18 protein-coding genes are annotated in these 21,038 nt (G+C 62.0%); 7 read left to right on the top strand and 11 right to left on the bottom strand.

Features of this window, described 5'->3' with window-relative positions:
• Positions 1 to 1,032 (top strand): FecCD family ABC transporter permease, encoded by a 1,032-nt coding sequence (locus DKK67_RS05340; protein WP_111495113.1) that lies wholly within the window; start codon positions 1 to 3, stop codon positions 1,030 to 1,032.
• A 100-nt stretch (positions 1,033 to 1,132) separates the two neighbouring features.
• Here the strand turns inward: DKK67_RS05340 and DKK67_RS05335 are convergent, their stop codons facing one another.
• The 5 genes from DKK67_RS05335 to DKK67_RS05315 all read right to left on the bottom strand — a co-directional run bounded on the left by DKK67_RS05335 (position 1,133) and on the right by DKK67_RS05315 (position 7,843).
• On the bottom strand, positions 1,133 to 3,253 hold the full coding sequence (locus DKK67_RS05335) for a TonB-dependent receptor (protein WP_111495111.1): 2,121 nt from the start codon (positions 3,251 to 3,253) through the stop codon (positions 1,133 to 1,135).
• A 260-nt stretch (positions 3,254 to 3,513) separates the two neighbouring features.
• Complete coding sequence (locus DKK67_RS05330) at positions 3,514 to 4,200, bottom strand: hypothetical protein (RefSeq protein ID WP_162628754.1); 687 nt, start codon at positions 4,198 to 4,200, stop codon at positions 3,514 to 3,516.
• Between the two features lie 458 nt (positions 4,201 to 4,658).
• Positions 4,659 to 6,761 carry an FUSC family protein gene (locus tag DKK67_RS05325; RefSeq protein WP_111495107.1) on the bottom strand — a complete coding sequence of 701 codons (2,103 nt, stop codon included), beginning with the start codon at positions 6,759 to 6,761 and terminating at the stop codon, positions 4,659 to 4,661.
• A 9-nt stretch (positions 6,762 to 6,770) separates the two neighbouring features.
• Positions 6,771 to 7,634: an efflux RND transporter periplasmic adaptor subunit gene (locus DKK67_RS05320; protein WP_111495105.1), complete on the bottom strand. Its 864-nt coding sequence runs from the start codon at positions 7,632 to 7,634 to the stop codon at positions 6,771 to 6,773.
• Between the two features lie 8 nt (positions 7,635 to 7,642).
• A complete protein-coding gene (locus DKK67_RS05315) occupies positions 7,643 to 7,843 on the bottom strand; it encodes a DUF1656 domain-containing protein (RefSeq protein WP_111495103.1) in 201 nt (66 codons plus the stop codon).
• A gap of 234 nt (positions 7,844 to 8,077) precedes the next feature.
• On the opposite strand from DKK67_RS05315, the gene DKK67_RS05310 reads away from it, so the two are divergent.
• The gene (locus tag DKK67_RS05310; RefSeq protein ID WP_111495101.1) at positions 8,078 to 9,343 is read left to right on the top strand and encodes a LysR family transcriptional regulator; all 1,266 of its coding nucleotides are present in this window, start codon (positions 8,078 to 8,080) and stop codon (positions 9,341 to 9,343) included.
• 122 nt (positions 9,344 to 9,465) lie between these two features.
• Here DKK67_RS05310 and DKK67_RS05305 read toward each other — a convergent pair whose 3' ends face one another.
• Positions 9,466 to 10,485, bottom strand: a complete 1,020-nt coding sequence (locus tag DKK67_RS05305; RefSeq protein ID WP_111495099.1) for a porin — start codon at positions 10,483 to 10,485, stop codon at positions 9,466 to 9,468.
• A gap of 476 nt (positions 10,486 to 10,961) precedes the next feature.
• Here DKK67_RS05305 and DKK67_RS05300 point away from each other — a divergent pair, with 476 nt between their 5' ends.
• Positions 10,962 to 11,588, top strand: coding sequence for an O-methyltransferase (locus DKK67_RS05300; protein ID WP_111495097.1), 627 nt, complete (start codon positions 10,962 to 10,964; stop codon positions 11,586 to 11,588).
• Positions 11,589 to 11,621: 33 nt separating this feature from the next.
• Here the strand turns inward: DKK67_RS05300 and DKK67_RS05295 are convergent, their stop codons facing one another.
• The 4 genes from DKK67_RS05295 to DKK67_RS05280 all read right to left on the bottom strand — a co-directional run bounded on the left by DKK67_RS05295 (position 11,622) and on the right by DKK67_RS05280 (position 15,503).
• Positions 11,622 to 12,680, bottom strand: a complete 1,059-nt coding sequence (locus DKK67_RS05295; RefSeq protein ID WP_111495095.1) for a 4-oxalomesaconate tautomerase — start codon at positions 12,678 to 12,680, stop codon at positions 11,622 to 11,624.
• On the bottom strand, positions 12,673 to 13,350 hold the full coding sequence (locus DKK67_RS05290; RefSeq protein WP_111495093.1) for a 4-carboxy-4-hydroxy-2-oxoadipate aldolase/oxaloacetate decarboxylase: 678 nt from the start codon (positions 13,348 to 13,350) through the stop codon (positions 12,673 to 12,675). Before DKK67_RS05290 ends, DKK67_RS05295 begins: the two co-directional genes overlap by 8 nt.
• Positions 13,347 to 14,384 (bottom strand): amidohydrolase family protein, encoded by a 1,038-nt coding sequence (locus DKK67_RS05285; RefSeq protein WP_111495091.1) that lies wholly within the window; start codon positions 14,382 to 14,384, stop codon positions 13,347 to 13,349. The genes DKK67_RS05290 and DKK67_RS05285 overlap by 4 nt, the downstream gene beginning before the upstream one ends.
• A gap of 153 nt (positions 14,385 to 14,537) precedes the next feature.
• Entirely contained in the window at positions 14,538 to 15,503 is a 966-nt protein-coding gene (locus DKK67_RS05280) for a LysR family transcriptional regulator (RefSeq protein WP_111495089.1), read from the bottom strand.
• A 203-nt stretch (positions 15,504 to 15,706) separates the two neighbouring features.
• Between DKK67_RS05280 and DKK67_RS05275 the strand changes: the two genes are divergently transcribed.
• The 4 genes from DKK67_RS05275 to DKK67_RS05260 all read left to right on the top strand — a co-directional run bounded on the left by DKK67_RS05275 (position 15,707) and on the right by DKK67_RS05260 (position 19,885).
• Positions 15,707 to 16,960, top strand: a complete 1,254-nt coding sequence (locus DKK67_RS05275; protein WP_111495087.1) for a gallate dioxygenase — start codon at positions 15,707 to 15,709, stop codon at positions 16,958 to 16,960.
• An 81-nt stretch (positions 16,961 to 17,041) separates the two neighbouring features.
• A complete protein-coding gene (locus tag DKK67_RS05270; protein WP_111495085.1) occupies positions 17,042 to 18,061 on the top strand; it encodes a TRAP transporter substrate-binding protein in 1,020 nt (339 codons plus the stop codon).
• A gap of 31 nt (positions 18,062 to 18,092) precedes the next feature.
• Positions 18,093 to 18,602 (top strand): TRAP transporter small permease, encoded by a 510-nt coding sequence (locus DKK67_RS05265; RefSeq protein WP_111495083.1) that lies wholly within the window; start codon positions 18,093 to 18,095, stop codon positions 18,600 to 18,602.
• A complete protein-coding gene (locus DKK67_RS05260; protein ID WP_111495081.1) occupies positions 18,599 to 19,885 on the top strand; it encodes a TRAP transporter large permease in 1,287 nt (428 codons plus the stop codon). The genes DKK67_RS05265 and DKK67_RS05260 overlap by 4 nt, the downstream gene beginning before the upstream one ends.
• Before the next feature lie 103 nt (positions 19,886 to 19,988).
• On the opposite strand, the gene DKK67_RS05255 is transcribed toward DKK67_RS05260, so the two are convergent.
• Entirely contained in the window at positions 19,989 to 20,930 is a 942-nt protein-coding gene (locus DKK67_RS05255; RefSeq protein WP_111495079.1) for a DMT family transporter, read from the bottom strand.
• Positions 20,931 to 21,038: the final 108 nt, after the last annotated feature.

Below are 21,038 nucleotides of genomic sequence, written 5' to 3'. Positions count from 1 at the left end.
ATGAGCAAAACGTTGGTCCTGAGAACCGCTGGCGAACGCCTGGCCCTGAAACTGCCGCTGCGCACGCTCACAACCATCGCGGGCCTGACCCTGTTCCTGGCCGTCAGCGCTTTTGTGTCGCTGAGCCTGGGTACGCGCGACACCTCGCCATTGGCGGTGTGGCAGGCCCTCACCGGCGATACCGAGCTGTCCCTGATCGTTCGGGAAATCCGCCTGCCCCGGGTGCTGCTCGCCATGATGGTCGGCGCGGCGCTGGGGATCGCCGGCCTGCTGCTGCAGGGCCTGGTGCGCAACCCTCTCGCCTCTCCCGACGTGATCGGCATCACCACCGGCGCTTCGGCCGCTGCGGTGCTGCTGCTCACCCTCGGCATCGCCCCCCAGGGCAGCCCGCTGTTGCCGGCCGGTGCAATTGCCGGCGCCTTCGTCGTTGCGCTGGTGATCCTGGCACTGGCCTGGGAGCGACACATGTCGCCGGGACGGCTGATTCTGGTGGGCGTGGGCATTGCCGCGGCGATGGGCGCGCTGATCACCCTGATGCTGGTGATGAGCCCGGACACCACCGCCATGAACGCCTACCTGTGGCTGACCGGCAGCCTCTACGCGGCCCAGTGGGGCGACGTGCTGGGGCTGCTGCCCTGGCTGGTGGTTTTCCTGCCGCTGGCCCTGGGGAGCGCCCGGCACCTGGACGTGATGGCCATGGGCGACGACATGGCCACGGGGCTGGGCAGCGCCCTGCAACGAAACCGCCTGATCCTGCTGCTGGCAGCGGTGGCCCTGGCCGGCTCGGCGGTGGCCTTTGCCGGCGGCCTGAGCTTCCTGGGTCTGGTGGCGCCGCACATGGCGCGCAACCTGCTGCGCTCGGGCAGCGCGGCAATCGCGTTGGCCGCTGCCTTGATCGGCGGGTTGATCCTGCTGTTTGCGGATCTGGTGGGTCGGATTGGTTTCCTGCCGCGGGATTTGCCGGCCGGGGTGTTTGTCGCGGGGATTGGCGCGCCCTGGTTCGTCTATCAGCTCTATCGACTGCGGCGCTGAGGCAGGAGAAAGAGGAAAGAGCCGGTCCGCCCTGGGGGCCCGAACAGACCGGCCTGTTCGTTACTGCGAGCTATTCATCCCTGAATCCGAATCATCCTGATCAGAAGTTGACGGCGTAGCCAAGGGTCACGGTGCGTCCGCGTCCCTTGAAGTAGTAGTCGTCGCTGACCCGTGCCGCCTGGGAGTAGTAGGTGACATAGTCTTCGTCAGTCAGGTTCTCGATACCCAGGCTGATGCGCCCCTTCGGCAGGCGGTAGCCCACGGCCGCGTCCACCAGCGTGTAACCGTCGAAGTCCAGCTCGTCGTTATCGACGTTGCGATCCAGGTAGTGGAATGCCTGGAAGCGGGTGGTCAGACGCTCGGTCCAGGTGCTGCTCCAGCCCAGACGGAAGGTGTCCGGTGCGATGTTGATGCCGGTCAGCTCGGTATCCACGTCGCCATCACCGTCGGTGTCCGACTCCCCCTCGGAGTGTGCGTAGCTCAAGGTCACGCGGTGGGCGTCGTTGACCTGCATGGCGCCGCTGACTTCCACACCCTGGATTTCGGTCTTCTCCCGATTACCGACCCAGACGCCGTTCACTTCGGTCAGGCGCTCGCCGTAGTCGGAGTCGGATTCGTAGTAGCTGATTTCCAGCTCATAACGGTCCCAGTTGAAGCGGGTGCCGATCTCGCGATTGTCGGTGACAATCGGCTGCAGCGTCAGCAGGGTGTCCACGTCTTGCCCCGGATCGCTGATACCGCGCAGCACCCGGCCCACGTCCGGCATACCGAAACCTTCCGAGTAGTTGCCGTAGACCTGCGCCCAGTCGGTCAGGTTGTAGACCAGGCCGACGTTGAACAGGGTCTCGTCGAAGTCCGGGTTGCCGCCATCGACGGTCACGTTGTCCTGGGTGACGTTGCTGCGGTCGATGGTCTGGTAGGTGTCGACGTTCAGTTCGGCGTACTCGTACCGAGCGCCGCCGTGCAGCGTCAGATCATTGGTGATCGACAGGTCGCCCTGCAGGAACGCGGCGTAGTTACGGAAGGTGGATTCCGGCACGTACGTGCGACCGGTGTGCACCAGCTCCTGTCGGGTTTCGTCCTGCAGCACGTCCACCCCGGTGGTCAGCTTCAGGCGGTCGTTGAACAGCCCGTCGCGCACCAGCGTGAACTTGCCGCCCAGCTTGTCCGACTCATTGCGGGTCTGGTCGTAAAGCGTGTTGCCGTTGCCGTCGTCGTACGGGAAGTACGGGGTAGTGGCAAAGCGCGCGCGGAAGGTCTGGCTGTAGAGCTTGGCGTCCACCTGATTACCCAGCCAGTCGCCGTGGGCGTAGGACAGGCTCGCGGTGGTCACCTCGTTGTAGCCGGGATCGCCGTCGGGGTCGCCTTTCTCCGCGGTGGTCGGAATGCCCGCATCGCGGTCGCCGGAGACGGGCACGTAGTCGCCGTTGCCTTCCAGATCGAAGCGGTTCACCGAAAACTCGACATTCTGGTTGTCGTCGATCCAATAGCCCAGCTTGGCCATCACATCGTAGCTGGTGGAGTTCTGTATTTCGCCGGGATAGGCCACACCGATGCGCTCGTCGTCGCCGCCGTAGAAAACGCCCCGCTCCTGGAAGGTCCCGCCCGCCAGGTAATCCCACTGGCCGCTCTGGCCGCTGGCCTGATAATTCGCCTTGTAACCCAGGCCGTCGGACTCGAAGTCGTCATCCGAGGTCAGCTGCACACCGGCGGACTGGTTGAATGACCCGCTTTCCGCGCGCTTGGTCACGAAGTTGATGATACCGCCGGTCGCCCCCAGGCCGTGCTCCGCACTGGCGCCGTGGATGACCTCGATGCGTTCAACCATGCTCAGGTCGATGGTATAGCTGTCCCGGGCACTGTCACGCAGCGGATTGGTCTGGGGAACACCGTCAATCAGGAACAGCGCGGAACGGCCGCGAAAGGTCTCGCCGGCGTTCGATAGCTTTTGCCGGCTGGGTGAATAGGACGGGATCAGGTTGCTCAGCACCTGGCCGGGGTCATTGGTGATGGCCAGTTGTTGCTCGATCTGCTCACGGGTGATGACGGTGACTTTCTGAGGCGTCTCCCCTTCCACGCTCTTGTTACGGGTGGCGGAGACCACCAAAGGCGCCAGCTCGTCCGTGTTCGTGTTGGTGTTGGAGGAAGCAACGCCGGGCAATACCGCGCCGGACAGGAACGGTGCCAGCCATAGGGCACGTCGTTTGGGTACAGCAATCATGTCTGTCGGATTCCTTTTTTATGGGGAACGTCGTCATGGGATACGTCGTTATGGGAATGTCGCAATCCAACGTGCGGGCCCAACCAGCCGGATCACGGAAGAGCCGCAGATGTTAAATATTCTTATTAACAACTGCAAACATCACACATTCAAGATGAAGACGCAGGAACAGGCCGACAGGAAGCCGGACAGAGGTTCTGGAGGGAAAGTGGGGCCCGCCGGCAACGACGAGCCCCGGACAACGCGCATGAAACGCGCGGTCAGGCTGCCTGGTGGTCAGCCTCGGAGGCGCTGTAGAGATCGATCACGACACGCTCCTGCGACACCGTCGCGGTCTGGCCGGGGTTCCGGCTCAACAGGTAATAACGCAACGCACCGCTGAACACGAAACCATAGCCCAGCAGTTCGACCCCCTCCTCAGCCACGTTCTTGACGATACGCTGGAAGCCAGCCCCCATCACGTTCTCCCACAGGAAACCCATGCCGAACAGGCGGCTGAAAACGAACACGATGGCCAGGCCGTAGGCGATGGTTGTGAACTCTGGCGAGCGCACAAAGTCAGCCAGAGGCTTGAGCGTCGTTCCCTTTTGGCGACGGGCGTAGGCAATCGCGCCCAGGGTGACGGCCAGCGCCGGGACTTTCCAGAAACCGTGATAGACCAGATCAAACAGCGCATCCAGCTCGCGTATCAGAAAGGCTGCAAAGAACCCGGCCACCAGGACGTATAAGCCACGACGCGCTGGATAGTGACGACCAAGCATCAGAAACAGAATCGCCGTGGCCCCCAATAATAACTCCTGGGATATTTCCGTGGCTGATATTTCAGGAATATCGTTTCCCAAGACAACAATATCAAAAAGCAGTATTCCCAATAACGCCGCAAAGCCTACGGCTACCAGAATAAAACGCGCCAAAGCGGCATAAATGATTTTCCAGTTTTCTTTCATCAGCTTTTCCAATACAGCGAACCGGCCCGACAACGGCGCAAGGCCATGCACCAGGGCATGAAGGTGGTTGGGATAGCGACTGGATGTGGCGCCAGGCGGCGCCGTTCCCGGATCAATGCATCGGAATGATCCGAAAATCCCGGGGCAAATCCGCAAACATCAAATTGGTGTCAAACACCCGTCAAAGATAAATCATTTTCGGTCACCGGCAATATGCGAATACTCCTATCAAGCATTCATAAAGCGTATATCTGACATATAAAAAACATATTCAAGGACGATGATCGGCACGCAATCCATGACAATAAAACAACCAATCAATAGATAAAGCGGTCACATTGTCACCCAATACGTCGAGGCGATTTCAGGGCAAGTTAAAGGAGGGCAAGACGAAGGCATGAATGTACAGAGGCATCACCGATGCCGGGGAAACATGGCAGGGGCATCGACTGCCCCTGTCAGGACGCTGCGGCGTTACCCTCGACGGGTTCGTTTGCGGGAAGCCGCTTGCCGGTGGCCTCGGCAATGGTGTGAGCGGTGCGTTCGAAGGTCAGCGCCAGGCGCTCGAACATCCCCTCGACGTTGGCGATCTGCGGGTCCGCCTCGGCATCGCCGTGCAGGGCCCGCAAAAGTGCGTGACTGGCCTCGCGAAAGTCGGAACTGACCTCTCCCCGGGCGCTGAGCAGGTAGGTGTCGGCCAGGACCATCTGCCAACGCCGCAAACGCGTTTCCACTTGGGGTGTGCGCCGCCCCTCAATCAGGCGGCGCAACCGGATGGAGACGTGCCCCAGGTTCAGCCCGGTGAACCCCAGATCCGTCATGTAACGGTCACGGGTGCCGGTCCCCTGGTCGTAGTTCGCCAGTTTCAGCAGCCTGTCCCCCATGCGGCCGTTGAACCAGTCTTCCGGCTGGTCATGCCGGTCGATGTCTTTCAGGTCGGCAGCGGTGGCCTTGAGCAGTCGGCGTTGCATCAGCAGGCTGTCCGGCGGTGTCACCAGACGGAACACCCAGAACAGCACGCTGACCCCGACAAACAGCCCGAGTGCGGTGCTGACCGAGGTGTCGATGCTGAAACTCATGTTGTTGGCCGGCTGGGTGATGATGGTGAACGGGATACAGAAGCCCAGCCCGTAGGGCAGCGTGGGTCGTTCAGCCAGCAGCAACAGGCCGGCAAAATAGGGTCCGGCCAGCACCAGCACCAGAATCTCGAAGTCACCGCTGCTCTGGGCCAGCAGCCCCAGGGCGAAAAACAGCGACACCGGGATCGCCCACATGACCCCGACCAGCAGCCGCTTGAGTACGAACGACTGGATCCCCTGGGGCAACCGGGCAAACATGATGGAAAACACCACCGGCAGGATCATCAGCATCAGCGCCGCCGAGCTGGCCGTCTGCATCCAGACGAAGGCGCCGATCAGGAACACCAGCGCAGTGCGAAAACCGTTGGTGGCGCCCAGCAGCAGGTCCCGGTGGGGCTTGAGTTTGGCCGCCTTCAACAGCGTATTGTCACGATTCTCCAGCGCGTTGTAGGCGCGCAGCACCAGCACCAGGTCGGCCACCAGCTCCAGCGCCGCCTGGGTCATGCGCGATTCGATCGGCGAGCTGGCCTCATGGTCACTGCGATACTGGAGCAGGCGCCGGCGCAGGGCCTGGGCCAGCCGGTAGCCTTCTTCGTAGCTGTCGGTCGCGGCGATGGCCTGGAACTGTTCACGCACCCGGGCCAGCAGTTCACGGAAGGCCGGCGTCATCAGTTCGGCGTGATTCCGCTGGAAACGCCCCAGGATCTGTACCACCGCCAGCAGCGACATCACTTTGTTGCACAGCAGGTTCGAGGCCCGCGCCCGTCCCGGTCCTTCGGGCCCCTCGTAGACGACGGCGCTGGAGTCGTCGGTCAGCAACATCAGGGTCTCGAGAATCTCATCGGCATGCTGGTGGCGGTCGTCGTGAGAGCCTTCCGGATCCAGCTCCAGGGCCAGGTAATCGAGGGATTTGTTGATGACGTTGCGGGCATGCCCACGCAGCCCGTCCTTGACCTTGACCGGCCACAGCAGCTGGCTCACCAGCATCGCGCAGATGGCCCCCACGGTGATCTCACTGATGCGCGCCTGGGCGATCTCGAAGACCGACTGGCTACTGGCGGTGCTGGCATTGACCATCACCAGAATCACCACCAGCGCCGCGGTCATGCCCGCCATGGCAAAGGCGTAGATGAAGTTGGTGCTGTGCATCATGGTGCCGGCGGCGGAGTTAAGGCCGATCCACAGGGTCAGGCAGCCCAGCGCCAGCATCGGGTACGGCATCAGGTAGGCCAGGATCAGGATGCCCACCACCCCGCCAATGGCGGACCCGAAGATCTGGCAGATCGCCTTCTCGATGACCAGTCCGCTTTCCGGACGCACCTGCAGGAACACCGCGGACACCAGTGCCCAGTATGGACGGTCCAGCTCCAGGTACATGGCCACAAACAGGGCCAGCGCCATGGAGATCACCCCCTTGAAGGCATAGATGACCGCACTCCGTTGCGGCATCAGCAGTTGCGCGAAGGCGGGATGGAGCGTCATGGGCGCGGCTTACCCGTCGCTGTCCAGATAGATGGAGACGGTCATGCCGGCGCTGACGTTAACGTCGTCGGGCAGTGGATCCAGCTTGATGTCCACCGGGATCCGCTGCGCCAGGCGCACCCAGTTGAAGGTTTGCTGAACCTGGGGCAGCAACTGCTCATTGCTGCTGGTGTTGGTATCGGCCACGCCTTTGGCGATGCTGACCACCTCGCCGGTCAGGGTGCGGTCGCCGCCCATCAGGCGGATCTTCGCGTGCTGGCCTTCGTGGATCATCTGGATCTTGGTTTCCTCGAAGTAGCCGGTCACGTAGAAGGAGCCCTGCCGCACCAGGGAGAGCACCGGCGTTCCCTTGCTCACGTAGTTGCCCTGCCGCAATGACAGGTTATTGACCGTACCGGACTCCGGCGCATGCACTTCGGTGCGTTGCAGATCGATGCGCGCCGAGTCCAGCTCGGCCTGGGCCAGCTCAAAGCTCGCCTTCGCCGACTCGGTGTTGATGCGGTAGGTTTCCAGGTCTTCCTCGCTGATAGCCTGGCGGTCGGTCAGCCGCTGGCGCCGTTGGTACTGGTGCTTGGCCAGCTCCCAGGCAGCGCGCTTCTGGGCCAGTTGGGCCTCATCCTCGGCAATCTGGGCCTGGTAGCGGGTGTTGTCGATGGTGAACAACAGATCCCCCTGCGCCACCGGCCGGTTGTTGGCCACCGCCAGATTCGTCACCCAGCCGGAGACGTCCGGGGAAATGGTGATCACATCGGCCCGGATGCGGCCATCACGGGTCCAGGGCGAATACAGGTAGTGGTTCCAGACCCAGGTTCCGGCAAGAATCGCCACCGCAACCACAACCAGCGTCAAACCAATGCGTAAAAGCTTGCCCATGAGTCGGCTCAATCCCCCAGCCAATAGATCACCAGTGCCAGATAGCACACGAAGAGTCCCACATCGAACCAGGCTTCTTTCCAGATCAGGTGTCGCAGGTTCAATTGGTGCAGTGCCAGGCGGGTAACAAAGGCCATCAGAAAGGCCAGGGGCACCAACACCACCAATGGACTGAACAGCAGTCCGCCAAATCCCAGTTCGTGCAGCATGAAAATCCTGTCGTTTTGCGACCAACCTGACCGAAAGGATAGTCAAATCAAACGGATTGCGAGTGGAAGGCTCACCCGAGCGATTATTCTAGGGATTCGTCCCGGCACAAGCCAGTCACCACCTGACGTTGGCCGTAATCGATGGCCCCCATCAAGACCGCCGCGGTCAATGGCCTCTATTGAACGCCCCCTGCCCTTCCCTTATATTGGGCAAAGATGTTCGAAGAGACTTCAATGAATAATAATTCCCCCAACATCAGACATTTAAGAGCCTTCCTTGCGGTTGCCGAATGCCAGAGCATCAGCAAGGCCACGAACCAGGTCTATCTCTCCCAACCGGCGATTACCCAGGCTCTGTCCAAGCTGGAAACCAGCTTCGAGACCCGGCTGTTCGACCGCAAGAGCGATGGCATGTACCTCACCGCCACCGGGGAGGTTTTTGCCGAGCGGGTCCGACGGGCTCTGGAAACCATCCAGGACGGCCTGCGCGAAGCCCTGCGCATCGGCGGCGACCGCTCCGGAGCCCGGGCCAGTCAGTTGATAAACCTGCTGACGACGACCCAGCTGCGGGCCCTGGTCACCGTATCGGCGGCACGCAGCTTCAGCCTGGCGGGTCGCAACCTGGGCGTGTCGCAATCGTCGCTGTACCGGTCGTCACGGGATCTGGAAAGCCTGCTGGAAATCAAGCTGCTGGAGAAAACCAGTACCGGCATCACACCTTCCAAGGCCGCGCTGTCACTGATCCGTGCCGCCAAGATCGGCTTCTCGGAAGTGGCCCAGGGTCGCGACGAAATCCAGTCCCTGCAGAACCGGGAAGTGGGTCATCTGCACATCGGCAGCATGGCGCTGGCGCGGGCGGCGGTGCTGCCCCGCTCCATCAACGCCTTTTCCAGTCATTATCCGGATTTCCGCATCAGCATTTTCGACGGCAACTACGACGACCTGCTCAATCACCTGCGCCATGCGGAGATTGACCTGATCGTCGGCGCCCTGCGCTCACCGCTGCCTAGCGACGACGTGGTGCAGGTCGAGCTCTTCCAGTCGGAGCTGGTCATTGTCGCCCGGCCCGATCACCCCTATTTCTCCAGCGGCCCACTGTCCCTCGACGACCTGGCGGCATCCGGCTGGGTCATCGGCCGGCCAGGCACGCCCACCCGACGCATCTTCGAGAAGATCTTCACCGATCACGGCAAACCGGTCCCCGGACAGCTGATCGAGTCCGGCTCCCAGAACCTGAGCCGGGCGATACTCGAGGACAGCGACCGGCTGACGCTGATTTCCGTCCACCAGATCCAGCGCGAGCTGAACGAAGGCGCGCTGCGGGTACTGCCCTATGAACTGGAAGGCAACAGCCGCCCCATCGGCATCACCCTGCGCAAGGACTGGCGCCCCACCCGGACCCAGCAGGTTTTCATCGACACCCTGAAAACCCAGGCCACCGAGATCGATCGGCAGATCAAGGACGCCAAGAAACGCTTTCGCGCCAGGATTGCCCGTTAGGCGGGTAAACCGATGCCACGAAGACAAGCCGTTTGGCTAAGGCCGCGCGTCACGGACGGGAAGGAAAGGACAGCAAACAGGAAGGAAGTGCGGGAGGGTCCGGGACCCTCCCGCTGACCGCATCAGAAATCGACCCGGAAACCCAGGCTGATCAGATCGGAACTGGCCAGACTGTACTTCAGGCCGTTGTCGCTATCGACATCGGCGTATTCGAGCCACAGACGGGTCTTGCCGAAAATCTGCTGAACGCCGAGGGATACCCGGTTGTTCTCGGCATCGTCAACGTCCTGGTGGGTGTACATGGCACGCACGGAAGTATCCTTGTAGGCATACTGGACCGAGCCGTTGTAGATCTCCACGTCCTCGAAGGAACCCTGACCGGTGTCGTTGCTCTCGTCCTGGTACAGGCCGCCCAGCGAGATGCCGCTGTCGAACTTGTAGGTCGCCGCGACGGTGTTGACGTCGTAATCGCCCTCGTAATCGTCAAGCTTGGTGGAGGTACGTGTGGCACCGACGTGGAAGCCGCCGATGTTGTACTGCAACGCCACCGCGTAGATGTCCATGTTTTCGTCGTTGTCGTCGAAATTGCTGGAATCCACGGTGCCGAAGATGGAATCACCGATACGCCCGCCGGAACCGCCCAGCACCGCCGATGCGGAGGCCTGGAGACCGCCCAGGTTCGGCGAGATGTAAGTGATGGCGTTGGGCATGCGGTGATGCACGTTGTGGGAGTCGTTGATCTGGACGTCGTTGAAACCGCCGCCGGCCATCAGGTGGGTCCAGATGGCGCCCGGCAGCCACATACGGCCACCCTGCACGGTACCCCAGCTACCTTTCGCGCCGGCGTAGGCGAGACGGGCATTGTCTTCGCCGGAGCCGGCGAATTCACCGGTGTCCACCCGCAGACGGCCCTCGTAGTGGAAGATCCCCTTCACGTCATCCAGGCCCATATCCACTTCACCCTTGACCCCGAGACGGGACAGCTCGTCGGTGAACTCAGCGTCTTCGCCGCTGAAATCATTCACGCCAGCACGGATGGAGCCATAAAGATCAGCATCAACGTCGAAGTTCATCTCGGCCTGAGCGGCCATGGGGACGGTCATTGCGCCTGCAACCAACAGGCTCAGCACGTTCTTATTCATCTAGTTGTCGCTCCTGCAATAAAACATTGTTTTTATTTGGCAAGCGACCCAATTCCGGGAATCGGCCGCGAATACCAACTGCGGCTAGCAGTTAGAAAAATCTTCAGTTTTTAATGGTTCCGTTGGAAATTCTTTGTTCTCTCTATCGATTCAAAAAAGGCAAGACTAGAGAACCAAACCAAATCGGAGCGGAGAAATCGGATTTTATGAAGCGCCATTCTTTTTTGTGAATCACCCACGCGCAGCAGCCTCTCCAGCCGTAATGAAGCGACCGCCATGACACGTTGCGAAGGAGGCGGAGAAATTGACGACTGCGGAAATCGGGCTCACCCCGAAGCCATGTGACGAAGAGCATGATTTCGTATCAGGCGTGGCTTGAAGGGACCGCCGGGCTGTGCCGTAATGCGCGGACCGGCCGGGCGAAGCGCTCGTTCGATCGCCCGTCATTTCATTCAGTTTTGCGAACGGAACTCACTATGGACACTCAGGTTCAGGCCGTCATCGACCACTATCACGACTTGATTCGACAGGAGCGGGACAAACCGCGTGATCCGGAGCGACAGGATCGTGCCCATCGCTTCATGGCCGTCGGCCCGGAAACCGGACAGCTGCTCAACACCCTGGTGCGCAGCCTCGATCGCCCCCGCATTCTCGAACTGGGCACGTCGATGGGCTACTCCGGCATCTGGCTGGCCGACGCCGCACGGGCCAGCGGTGGCCGGGTGATCACCATGGAGCAGGAAGCGCACAAATCGGAGTTCGCCCGGGAAATGGCCACCAAGGCGGGCCTTGCCGACTTCATCGACTTCCGCGTGGGCGACGCGGTCGCCATGATCAACGATCTGGATGAAGGCATCGATTTCGTGCTGCTGGATCTTTGGAAAGATCTGTACGTGCCCTGCCTGGAAGCCTTCTATCCCAAGCTGAAGCCGGGCGCGATGATCGTAGCGGATAACATGATTCGCCCGGGCGGAGAAAACGTGCAGGCCTATGGTCGGGCGGTCCGTGCCAAAGAAGGCATGACCAGCGTGCTGTTGCCGGTGGGCACCGGGCTGGAGCTCAGCCGCTTTCGCGACCAGAAGCATAGCGACGGCGCCAGCTGAAACGCGGCAACCGTCGACATCGTCGTTCGACGGTCAGAACACCTGACCGTCGAACAGCTTGCGAGCGGTCCGCAACAGGCCGGCTGCGATGGGCTGACCGGCGGCATCGAGCGTCAGGGTAACGCCCATTGAGCCGGTGGGATGCTCCACATCCAGCACCAGGCCGGCGTCCCCGGTGGGCGGGATCTGCGCCACCTCAGCCGCCGGCGAGCCGGGCAACACCGCTGCCGACGCCACGCTGACCGCGCCCAGCACGCCAATTGAGGCGTGGCACCGATGCGGAATGAACGTCCGCGTGGCAATGGCACCGCCCGCCCTGGGCTCGCTGACCAGGGTCATCTTCGGCACCGATTTTTCCGTCACATCCCCCAGGTTCATCAGGGGGCCGGCCTGCAGGCGGATCGACTCGAGCCGTTTACGCAAGGCGCTGTTGGCCTCCAGCTCGTCGCGACGCTCGTCACCGCGAATACCCAGATCGCTGGCGCGCATGACCACCACCGGCATGCCGTTGTCGATCAGCGTGACGTCGACACCGTCGATCACATCGCGCACCTGCCCCGTGGGCAGCAGGGCCCCGCAGCTGGAGCCGGCCGTGTCGTGGAAGGTGACCGGGATCGGCGCGCCGGAGCCGGGCACGCCGTCGATGCGGGCGTCGCCTTCGTAGCTGACCCGGCCATTGGGCGTGGCGACCCGGGCCGTCACGACCTGCCCGGTGTTGCGCATGAAGATGCGCACGTCGGTGACCTCACCCTGCGCTTGCACCAACCCCCTCTCCAGCGCAAACGGGCCCACGCCGGCCAGGATATTGCCGCAGTTCTGGGCATCGGTGACCAACGCCTGATCCACGAACACCTGCAGGAACAGGTAGTCCACGTCGGCATCGTCACGCTGTGAGGGACGCACCACCGCCACCTTGGAGGTCAGCGGGTCCGCGCCGCCCATGCCGTCGATCTGGCGCGGGTCGGGGGAGCCCATCACACGCAGCAACAGGGCATCGCGGGCCGCGCTGTCGGCCGGAAGATCGTCCTCCAGGAAGTAACCGCCCTTGGACGTCCCGCCGCGCATCCACATGCAGCGCACGCCGTCAGACATACTTGAGCCCTTTTTTCTTCAGGCGCGGACGCATGTCGTAGATGTCCAGGCCCAGTTCACCGTTGGCCAGGCGCACCCGCTTTTCCTCTTCCCGGGCCATACGGGCCCGGGACAGCTCCAGCACCTCGGCCGCCTTCTCCCGGCGCACCACCACGACGCCGTCATCGTCCGCCACAATCACATCCCCCGGATGGATCAGCGCCTCGGCGCAGACCAGCGGCACGTTCACCGAGCCCACGGTCTCCTTGATCGTGCCCTGGGAGTGCACATAGCGGGACCAGACCGGGAAGTTCATCTCGCGCAGGTCGCGGGTGTCGCGCACGCCGCCGTCAATCACCAGGCCCACCACGCCGCGCACCTGGGCGGAGGTGGCCAGCAAATCGCCGAAGAACCCGTGATTGGACGGGGACGTCGGTGCGAACACCAGCATGTCGCCGGGTTGGGCCTGCTCGATCGCCACGTGCATCATCCAGTTGTCACCGGCGGCGCCGCTGATGGTCAGCGCCGAACCCGCCACGCAGCGATCCTGCTGGATGGGCGTCATGTAATCGGCCAGCAGGCCGATACGGCCCTGGGCCTCGTGGATGGTCGCCACGCCGCATTCAGCCAGCCCCTGGATCACCGCTTCGTCGGCGCGCTCAATGTTCTGTACGACGATGGTCTCTTTCATGCGCTTGCCTCCTTCCTGGCCAGCAGCGAGTCCAGGCGACTGAACACGCGACGGGCGTTGCCCTCGAAAATCTTCTGGCGGCCGGCCGCGTCCACGTGTGGACTGTTGTCGATGTAGCGGCGGGTATCATCGAAATGATGCCCCGATTCCGGATCGATGCCGCGTACCGCCCCGATCATCTCGGACGCGAACAGGATGTTCTCCTCGGGAATCACCTTCAGCAGGAGGTCGATGCCCTGCTGGTGGTAGACGCAGGTGTCGAAGAAGATGTTCCTGAGCACCAGCTCGTCGAGCGTTCCCAGGCCCTTGTCCTGCGCCAGCCCGCGGAAGCGGCCCCAGTGATAGGGCACGGCGCCGCCGCCATGAGGGATGATGACTTTCAGCGACGGGAAGTCCTTGAACACGTCGGACATCATCAACTGCTGGAAACCGGTGGTGTCGGCACCCAGGTAATGGGAGCCGGTGGTGTGGAAGCACGGGTTGCAGGCGGCACTGACGTGGATCATCGCAGGCACGTCGTATTCCACCATTTTCTCGTAGACCGGATAGAAGGCGCGGTCGCCCAGTGACGGACCGGTCCAGTGACCGCCGGACGGATCCGGATTCAGGTTGATCCCGATAAAGCCCATTTCGCCCACGGTCCGGTCGATTTCCGCCACGCAGCCGGTGGGATCGACGCCGGGGGACTGCGGCAGTTGCGCCACCGGCACGAAGTTCTCGGGAAACAGGTCGCACACCCGGCGAATCAGATCGTTCTGGTGCTCGGTCCAGAAACGGCTGGTATGGGCGTTGCCGATGTGGTGCCCCATCCAGCTTGCCCGCGGTGAGAAAATGGTCAGGTCGGTCCCGCGCTCCTGCTGCAGGCGCAGCTGGTTGCCCTCGATGCTCTCGCGGATTTCATCGTCGCTGATGACGATGCGGCCTTTCTCGCCGACGTGCTCGGGATCCCGGGCCAGGGCTTCCTTCTGTTTCTCGCGATAGTCGCCCACCTGGGGTGGCGTGGTGGTGTAGTGGCCGTGACAGTCGATAATCATTGCGGCAGCTCCATTGGGGGGATTTGTTATTGGCAAAGGCAGGCTGTTCGAGCCCTTTGGGCCGGCCCGGGGCAAAGCCGCCTTCCATTACCTCAATTTATGACCCACCACCACTTTCATGGCTATTCCAATTTAGACACCCGGATATTCAATTTAGAGAAACCCGGTTCCCGGGCGCCGTCCCGCATGCACTTCGGGAACACGGCTGCCGGGGTTGTCGGCGCGAATGGTTTCCGCCACTTCATTGAGAAAATCGAGAAACGCGCGAATCTTGCCGGACATCAACCGCCGCCCGGGATAGATCGCCGAAAGGATCGACGCCGACTCCTGGAAGCGCACCTGCTCGAACACCTGGACCAGGCGGCCGTCCTCCAGGTATTTGCGGCAATACTGGTCGGGCACACAGGACACGCCGCCGCCATTGAGCACGAACTCCCGCACCACCAGCGGGTCGTTGGCGTGGATGAGACCGTGTGCCAGATCCAGCGTCCCGGGCCCGCCCGGCAGGTGCACCGGAAACTGCCGGATGCCGTAGCGCTTCTCGCAGATCTGGACATGGGGCACCGGGTCGGTCGACTCCGGGTCGATGGCGTGTTTTGCGGCGTACGCCGGCGTCGTGACCCAGATCAGGTTGCCCTGGTAAAGCGGGCGCGACACCAGCTCGGAATCCGCCAGCGCGCCGATCACCACCGCCACGTCGATCTGGTCGCGGATGATGTCCACCGAATGACTGGCCATGATCAGCTCCAGCTCGATGCCCGGGAAGCGCTCCCGGAACTCCACCAGGCGCGGCGCCACGAACTCCCGGGCGAACGCCACTGGTAACGCCGCCACCAGACGTCCGCTGGGGACCGCTGTGAGCCCCGCCATGATGTTGTCCGCCTCGCTCACCTGCTCAAGGATGGGAATGGCATGGCGGTAGAACGTCTCGCCCTCGCTGGTGACATGGATGTTGCGGGAATTGCGCTTGAGCAGGCGTACCCCCAGCCCCTCCTCAAGGCGACTCAGCGTCTTGCTGACCTTGGATTTGGAGATACCCAACTGCTGCGCAGCCTGGGTCACGCTCTGGGTTTCCACCACCGCCACAAAGACCGGCACGTCATCGATATACCAGCGCACGCTGCACCTCCCACGACATTCAGGCATCGGATTGTTCGTTTCCAAAAAGAAACGATTCGTTCCCATCATGACCCATTGTTTCTTTATCGCGCAAGGAATAGCTTTGAAGGTCGTTACCAAGGTCGCGTACGAAACGCGTGAGCAACTGAATCGGATTCAACAGCTCTGAAACGATTACAAGACCCGTACAAGGGAGAGCTAGCATGGCCAGAATTATCGGTGGGATCGGCGCATCCCACTCCCCCACGATTGGTTTCGCGAAAGACACCAACAAGTCTGAAGACCCCGCCTGGTCGCCGATCTTTGAAGGCTTCCGGCACGTTCAGCAGTGGGTCGACGATCAGGACATTGACGTCCTGTTCATGATTTTCAACGATCACATCACCTCTTTTTTCTTCGATCACTACTCACCGTTCGCGCTGGGTGTCGATGACGTTTACCGCACCGCTGACGAAGGGGGCGGTGCCCGGGACTACCCACCCACCAAGGGCCACGCCGCGCTGTCGCGTCACATTGCCCAGTCGCTGATGAACGACGAGTTCGACCTGTCGGTCTTCCAGAAGAAGCCGCTGGATCACGGTTGTTTCTCGCCGCTGTCGATGATCTCGCCGGACGCCGATGGCTGGCGCGGCACCATCGTGCCGCTGCAGGTGGGCGTTCTGCAGTTCCCGATTCCGACCGCCAAGCGCTGCTTCAGGATGGGGCAGGCCCTGCGCCGCGCCATCGAGTCCTACCCGGAAGATCTGCGCGTGGCCATCGCGGCGACCGGCGGCCTGTCACACCAGGTGCATGGTGAGCGCTGCGGCTTCAACAACGAAGAGTGGGACGTGCGCTTCGTCGACCTGCTGGAAAAAGATCCCCAGGTCCTGACCAACATGACCATCGCCGAATACGCCGAACTCGGCGGTGCCGAAGGCTCCGAGGTGATCATGTGGCTGATCATGCGCGGCGCGCTGTCGGACACCGTCAAGCGGGTGCACTCCACCAGCTACCTGCCGTCGATGACCAACATCGCCACGGTCATCTTCGAGGACCAGGGCGAACGCCCGGCCGAGTCCGAACTGGACGCCCACCGCAAGCAGCTCACCCACGAGCTGGACGGTATGGAAAAACTCCCGGGCACCTATCTGTTTGACCTGGAAACCAGCCACCGGGCCTACCGGATCAACGACTTCCTGCACCGGCTGATCGAGCCGGCCCACCGCCAGCGCTTCCTGGAGGAGCCGGAAGTGCTGTTCGAGGAATTCGAACTCACCGAGGAGGAGCGCGACCTGATCCGCGGCCGCAAGTGGATCGAGATGATCCGCTACGGGGTGATCTTTTTCATGCTGGAGAAGATGGGCGCGGTGATTGGGGTATCCAATCCCGAGATCTACGCCAGCATGCGCGGCGAAGACATGGAAACCTTCCAGAAGAGCCGCAACGTGTCGATCCAGTACTCGGTCGGCAAAAAGTAAGGGGACGGGGCCTCCGGGCCCCGCGTTTTCACAACACGCCAGTCCACATAACCAAAGTCCACACAACAACAAGGAACGACCATGTTCAAACTGAATCGGGCGGCCGCTGTCTGCGCCGCCACCCTGCTGTTCGTTCAACCGGCTGCCCAGGCGGCGGAACACACCCTGCGCCTGGCCCACTGGTGGCCGGCCAACTCCGAGTTCAACCAGACCGTCAAAGCCTGGGCCGAGTCCATCGAGGAAGACTCCAACCACCGGCTGGAGATCCAGATCTTCCCGTCCCAGACCCTGACCAAGGCCACCCAGAGCTGGGATTCGGTGCGCTACGGCATCACCGATATCTCCACCGTGATTCCCGGCTACACCGCCAACCGTTTCCCGCTCACTGAAGTGTCCGAGCTGCCGGGCCTGATCGACAGCGCCAAACAGGGCTCCTGCATGCTGCAATCCCTGTACGACGAGAAGCTGATCAGCAAGGAACTGGATGAAACCCATCCGCTGTTCCTGTTCATGCATGGCCCCGGCCACATCCACACCCGGGAAACGCCGGTCAACACACCGCAAGACCTGGCCGGCCTCAAGGTCCGCCGCCCGACCACGGTGGTCGGCGAGATGCTGGAAGGCCAGGGCGCCCAGCCGGTTGGCATGCCCGCACCGGACACCTACCCGGCCCTGCAGCGCGGCGTACTGGACGGCGTTGCCATGCCCTGGGAAGGCGTGAAGAGCTTCCGCCTGGCCGAGCAGACCGGCTACCACTCCGAGATCGGCCTGTACTCCCTGGCCTTCGTCATGACCATGAACAAGGACGTCTACAACAAGCTGCCGGCGGACCTGCAGAAAGTGATCGACGATCACTCCGGCCTGGCCCAGGCCAAGCACTTCGGCGTGCTGTTCGACGAACTGGACGACAAGGGCCGCGCCGAAGCCGTCGAGGCCGGTGACCAGATCACGGAAATCAAGGGCACCGACAAGATGGCGGCCTGGAAGGAGCTGTTCGAAAAGACCACCAACGATTACCTGGAAGAGCTGAAGCAGAAGGGATTGCCTGCTGAAGATGTTTATTCACAGGCCAAGGCGCTGACGAGCGAGTGCGGCTCGTAAACGCCTGATTCAATCCCAGAGGTAGTACTGCATGTCTGTCTGCAAGCTTATAGATCGAATCTGTCTGATCCTCTATCGCGCAGGCGGCATCCTCCTACTGGCCATCATGGTTTGCGTCGTCCTCGATGTGGCGGCGCGAGCCATTTTTTCGGCTACGGGCGGTGCCATCGACCTGACGTTCCCCGGCGGTATCGAGCTGGTCAAGTACGGATTGCTGTTCGCCATCCTGCTGGCTTTTCCGTACGCCATCGACAAGGGTCAGCTGATCGTCGATCTTTTCACCCAGAAGATGTCCCCCACAACGATCGTGCGTATCGACAGTTTCTACACCATGGTCTTTGGAGTCTTCGGCGGCCTGCTGTGCTGGCGCTTCGTCGACGCCTGGCATAACGCCCAGATGAGCCAGGAACTGACCCAGGACCTGCTGATTCCCCTGAGCAACATTTACTTTCTGGCGACCATTCCGCTGGGGCTGATGGCCCTGCGTGGCGTCAGCGTCGGCCTGGCCGGACTGGCCACCGGCAAGGAGGTTTCCCAATGAGCGCACCCGTAATCGGGCTACTGCTGGTGGCCCTGATGCTGTTGATGATCGCGGTGCGCCTGCCCATCGCCCTGGCCATGGCCGGTGTCGGCGTGATCGGCTTTACCGCCATCGTGGCCATCGATCCGGCCCTGGCGATCATGGAAACCAGCCCGTTCGAGACCCTGAGCAACTACAGCTTCAGCCCCATTCCAATGTTCCTGCTGATGGGGGTTCTGGCCTCCAAGGCACGCATGTCCAACGAGCTGTTCGACGCCGCCCGCTCCCTGTTCGGCGCCTGGCGCGGTGGTATGGCCCTGGCCGCGGTCTCCGCCTGCGGTACCTTCTCCGCCATTTCCGGTTCGTCGGTGGCTACCGCCGCCAGCATGTCCCGGGTGGCGCTGCCGGAAATGAAGAAGCTGGGCTACGCCGACTCCCTGGCCACCGGCACCCTCGCCGCCGGCGGTACGCTGGGCATCATGATTCCGCCCAGCATCGCCCTGCTGCTGTACGCGCTGATCACCGAGCAGTCGGTGGGCGATATGTTCATCGCCGGCCTGATCCCCGGCATCCTGGGGCTGGTGTTCTACTGCATCACCATTGCCCTGCTGGTGCATTTCAAACCGGAACTCGCCAGGCCCGGCGAAGCCAACACCATCAAGGACAAGATCCTGGGCATGCGCGGCTTCATGCCTTTCATGTGCGTGTTCCTGCTGATCATCGGCGGCATCTACAGCGGTCTGTTCACGCCCACCGAAGCCGCCGCCATTGGCGCCTTCATCACCATGATCATCGCCTTCTTCCGCGGTATGACGTTCCGTGACCTGATGGGCGCGGTGGAAGAGACGCTCGCACTGTCGGTGATGATTTTCTTCATGCTGGTGGGCGCGGAAATCTTCGGCTACTTCCTGTCAGTCTCACGGATTTCCTTCTACCTGACCGACGTGATCGGGCAACTGGGCTGGCCGCCCTACGGTGTGCTGTTTGCGGTGCTGGCCCTGTTCATCGTGCTGGGCTGTGTCATGGACAGCATTGCGATGCTGCTGCTGACGGTGCCGGTGGTGCTGCCGCTGGTCCAGAGCGCCGGTTTCGATCCGGTCTGGTTCGGCATTGTGGCGGTGATCACCGTGGAAATGGGGCTGATCACCCCGCCCGTGGGTATGAACGTGTTCGTCATAAAGAGCGTGGCGAAAGACGTGCCGTTGCAGTCCATCTTCAAGGGCGTACTGCCGTTCGTGATGTCGGACATCTTCCGGCTGGCCCTGTTGATTGCCTTCCCGGCACTGGCACTGGGACTGGTCTGATTCTTCCTTCGATCTGTCTGTCGGCCGCTTTGGTCTGACGTTTTGCCCCGGCCGGGCTCCCAGCCGGGGCTTTTTTATGTCTGCCGGGGCCATCCGGAAACCATCATGCCTCATCCACGGCCGGTCGCCGCGCCAGGAAGCGCTGACGGAACCAGCCCTGCCCGCTCACCAGCAACAAACCGGCAATCACCAGCAGCGAGCCGAACAGGAATCCCGGCGTAATGGGCTCGTCGAGCAACCAACCGCCCAGCGCTACGCCGAACAGGGGCGTCATGAAGGACAACACACCCACCTGGGAAGCGACATAATGGCGCAGCAGCCAGAACCAGATCATGAACGCGCCGAAGGAGACAATCACCGACTGGAACCCCAGACTGGCCAGGGCCAGCGGCGTGGGATTAAAGGCCAACTGATTGCTCACCGCCGCCCCGATGAGCAGCAGCACGAAGCCAGCCACCAACTGATAGAGCAGCGTCTGGCGCGGTGAGATTTCCGACAGGCTGGAAGACCGGATCACCACCGTCGTGATGCCCCAGCACAGACCGCCCAGCAGGGCGAGAACGTCGCCGAGCAGCACATCACTGACCACGTCCTCATCCCCGGACTCCTGTGCCAGGAACGCCACCGCAATACCGGCAAAGGCCAGCAGGATACCCGACCACTGCACCGCTCCCATGCGTTCGGCGGATACCCGGAAATGCAGGATCAGGGCGGAAAAAATCGGCGACGTGTAGAGAAAGATTACCGCGTGGGACGCCGAGGTGAAGCGCAGGGCTTCGCCGAGGAAAAAGTACTCCGCCGCAAACAGCAGCCCCACCAACAAACCGGGACGCCAGTTGCCATCGGCAAAACTCAGGCGCTCACGCTGCCACCACATCACCAGCCCAACCAACAGGGCACCGGCGCCGGAGCGCAGGGCAATCTGCAGGACCGGCGCGATGTCGCCGCCGGTCGCCTTCAATGCCACCTGCTGCATGCCGAGACACAGACAGAACAGAACCATCAGGCCCGAGGCCTGTGCATCGAGAGTCTTGCGGGTACTCATGGCAACGCTCCTTCGGCAGGAATGAACAGGAAGCGTCTATTGTCGGGCTGTCATGTTTGGAGGATATAGCGCAAAATGGACAGTCGAAACGGTTAATCGGACAGTGCA

Origin of the sequence: Marinobacter bohaiensis (assembly GCF_003258515.1) — a bacterium.
GTDB classification, from domain to species: domain Bacteria; phylum Pseudomonadota; class Gammaproteobacteria; order Pseudomonadales; family Oleiphilaceae; genus Marinobacter_A; species Marinobacter_A bohaiensis.
This window is presented reverse-complemented; position numbering and strand designations above follow the sequence as displayed.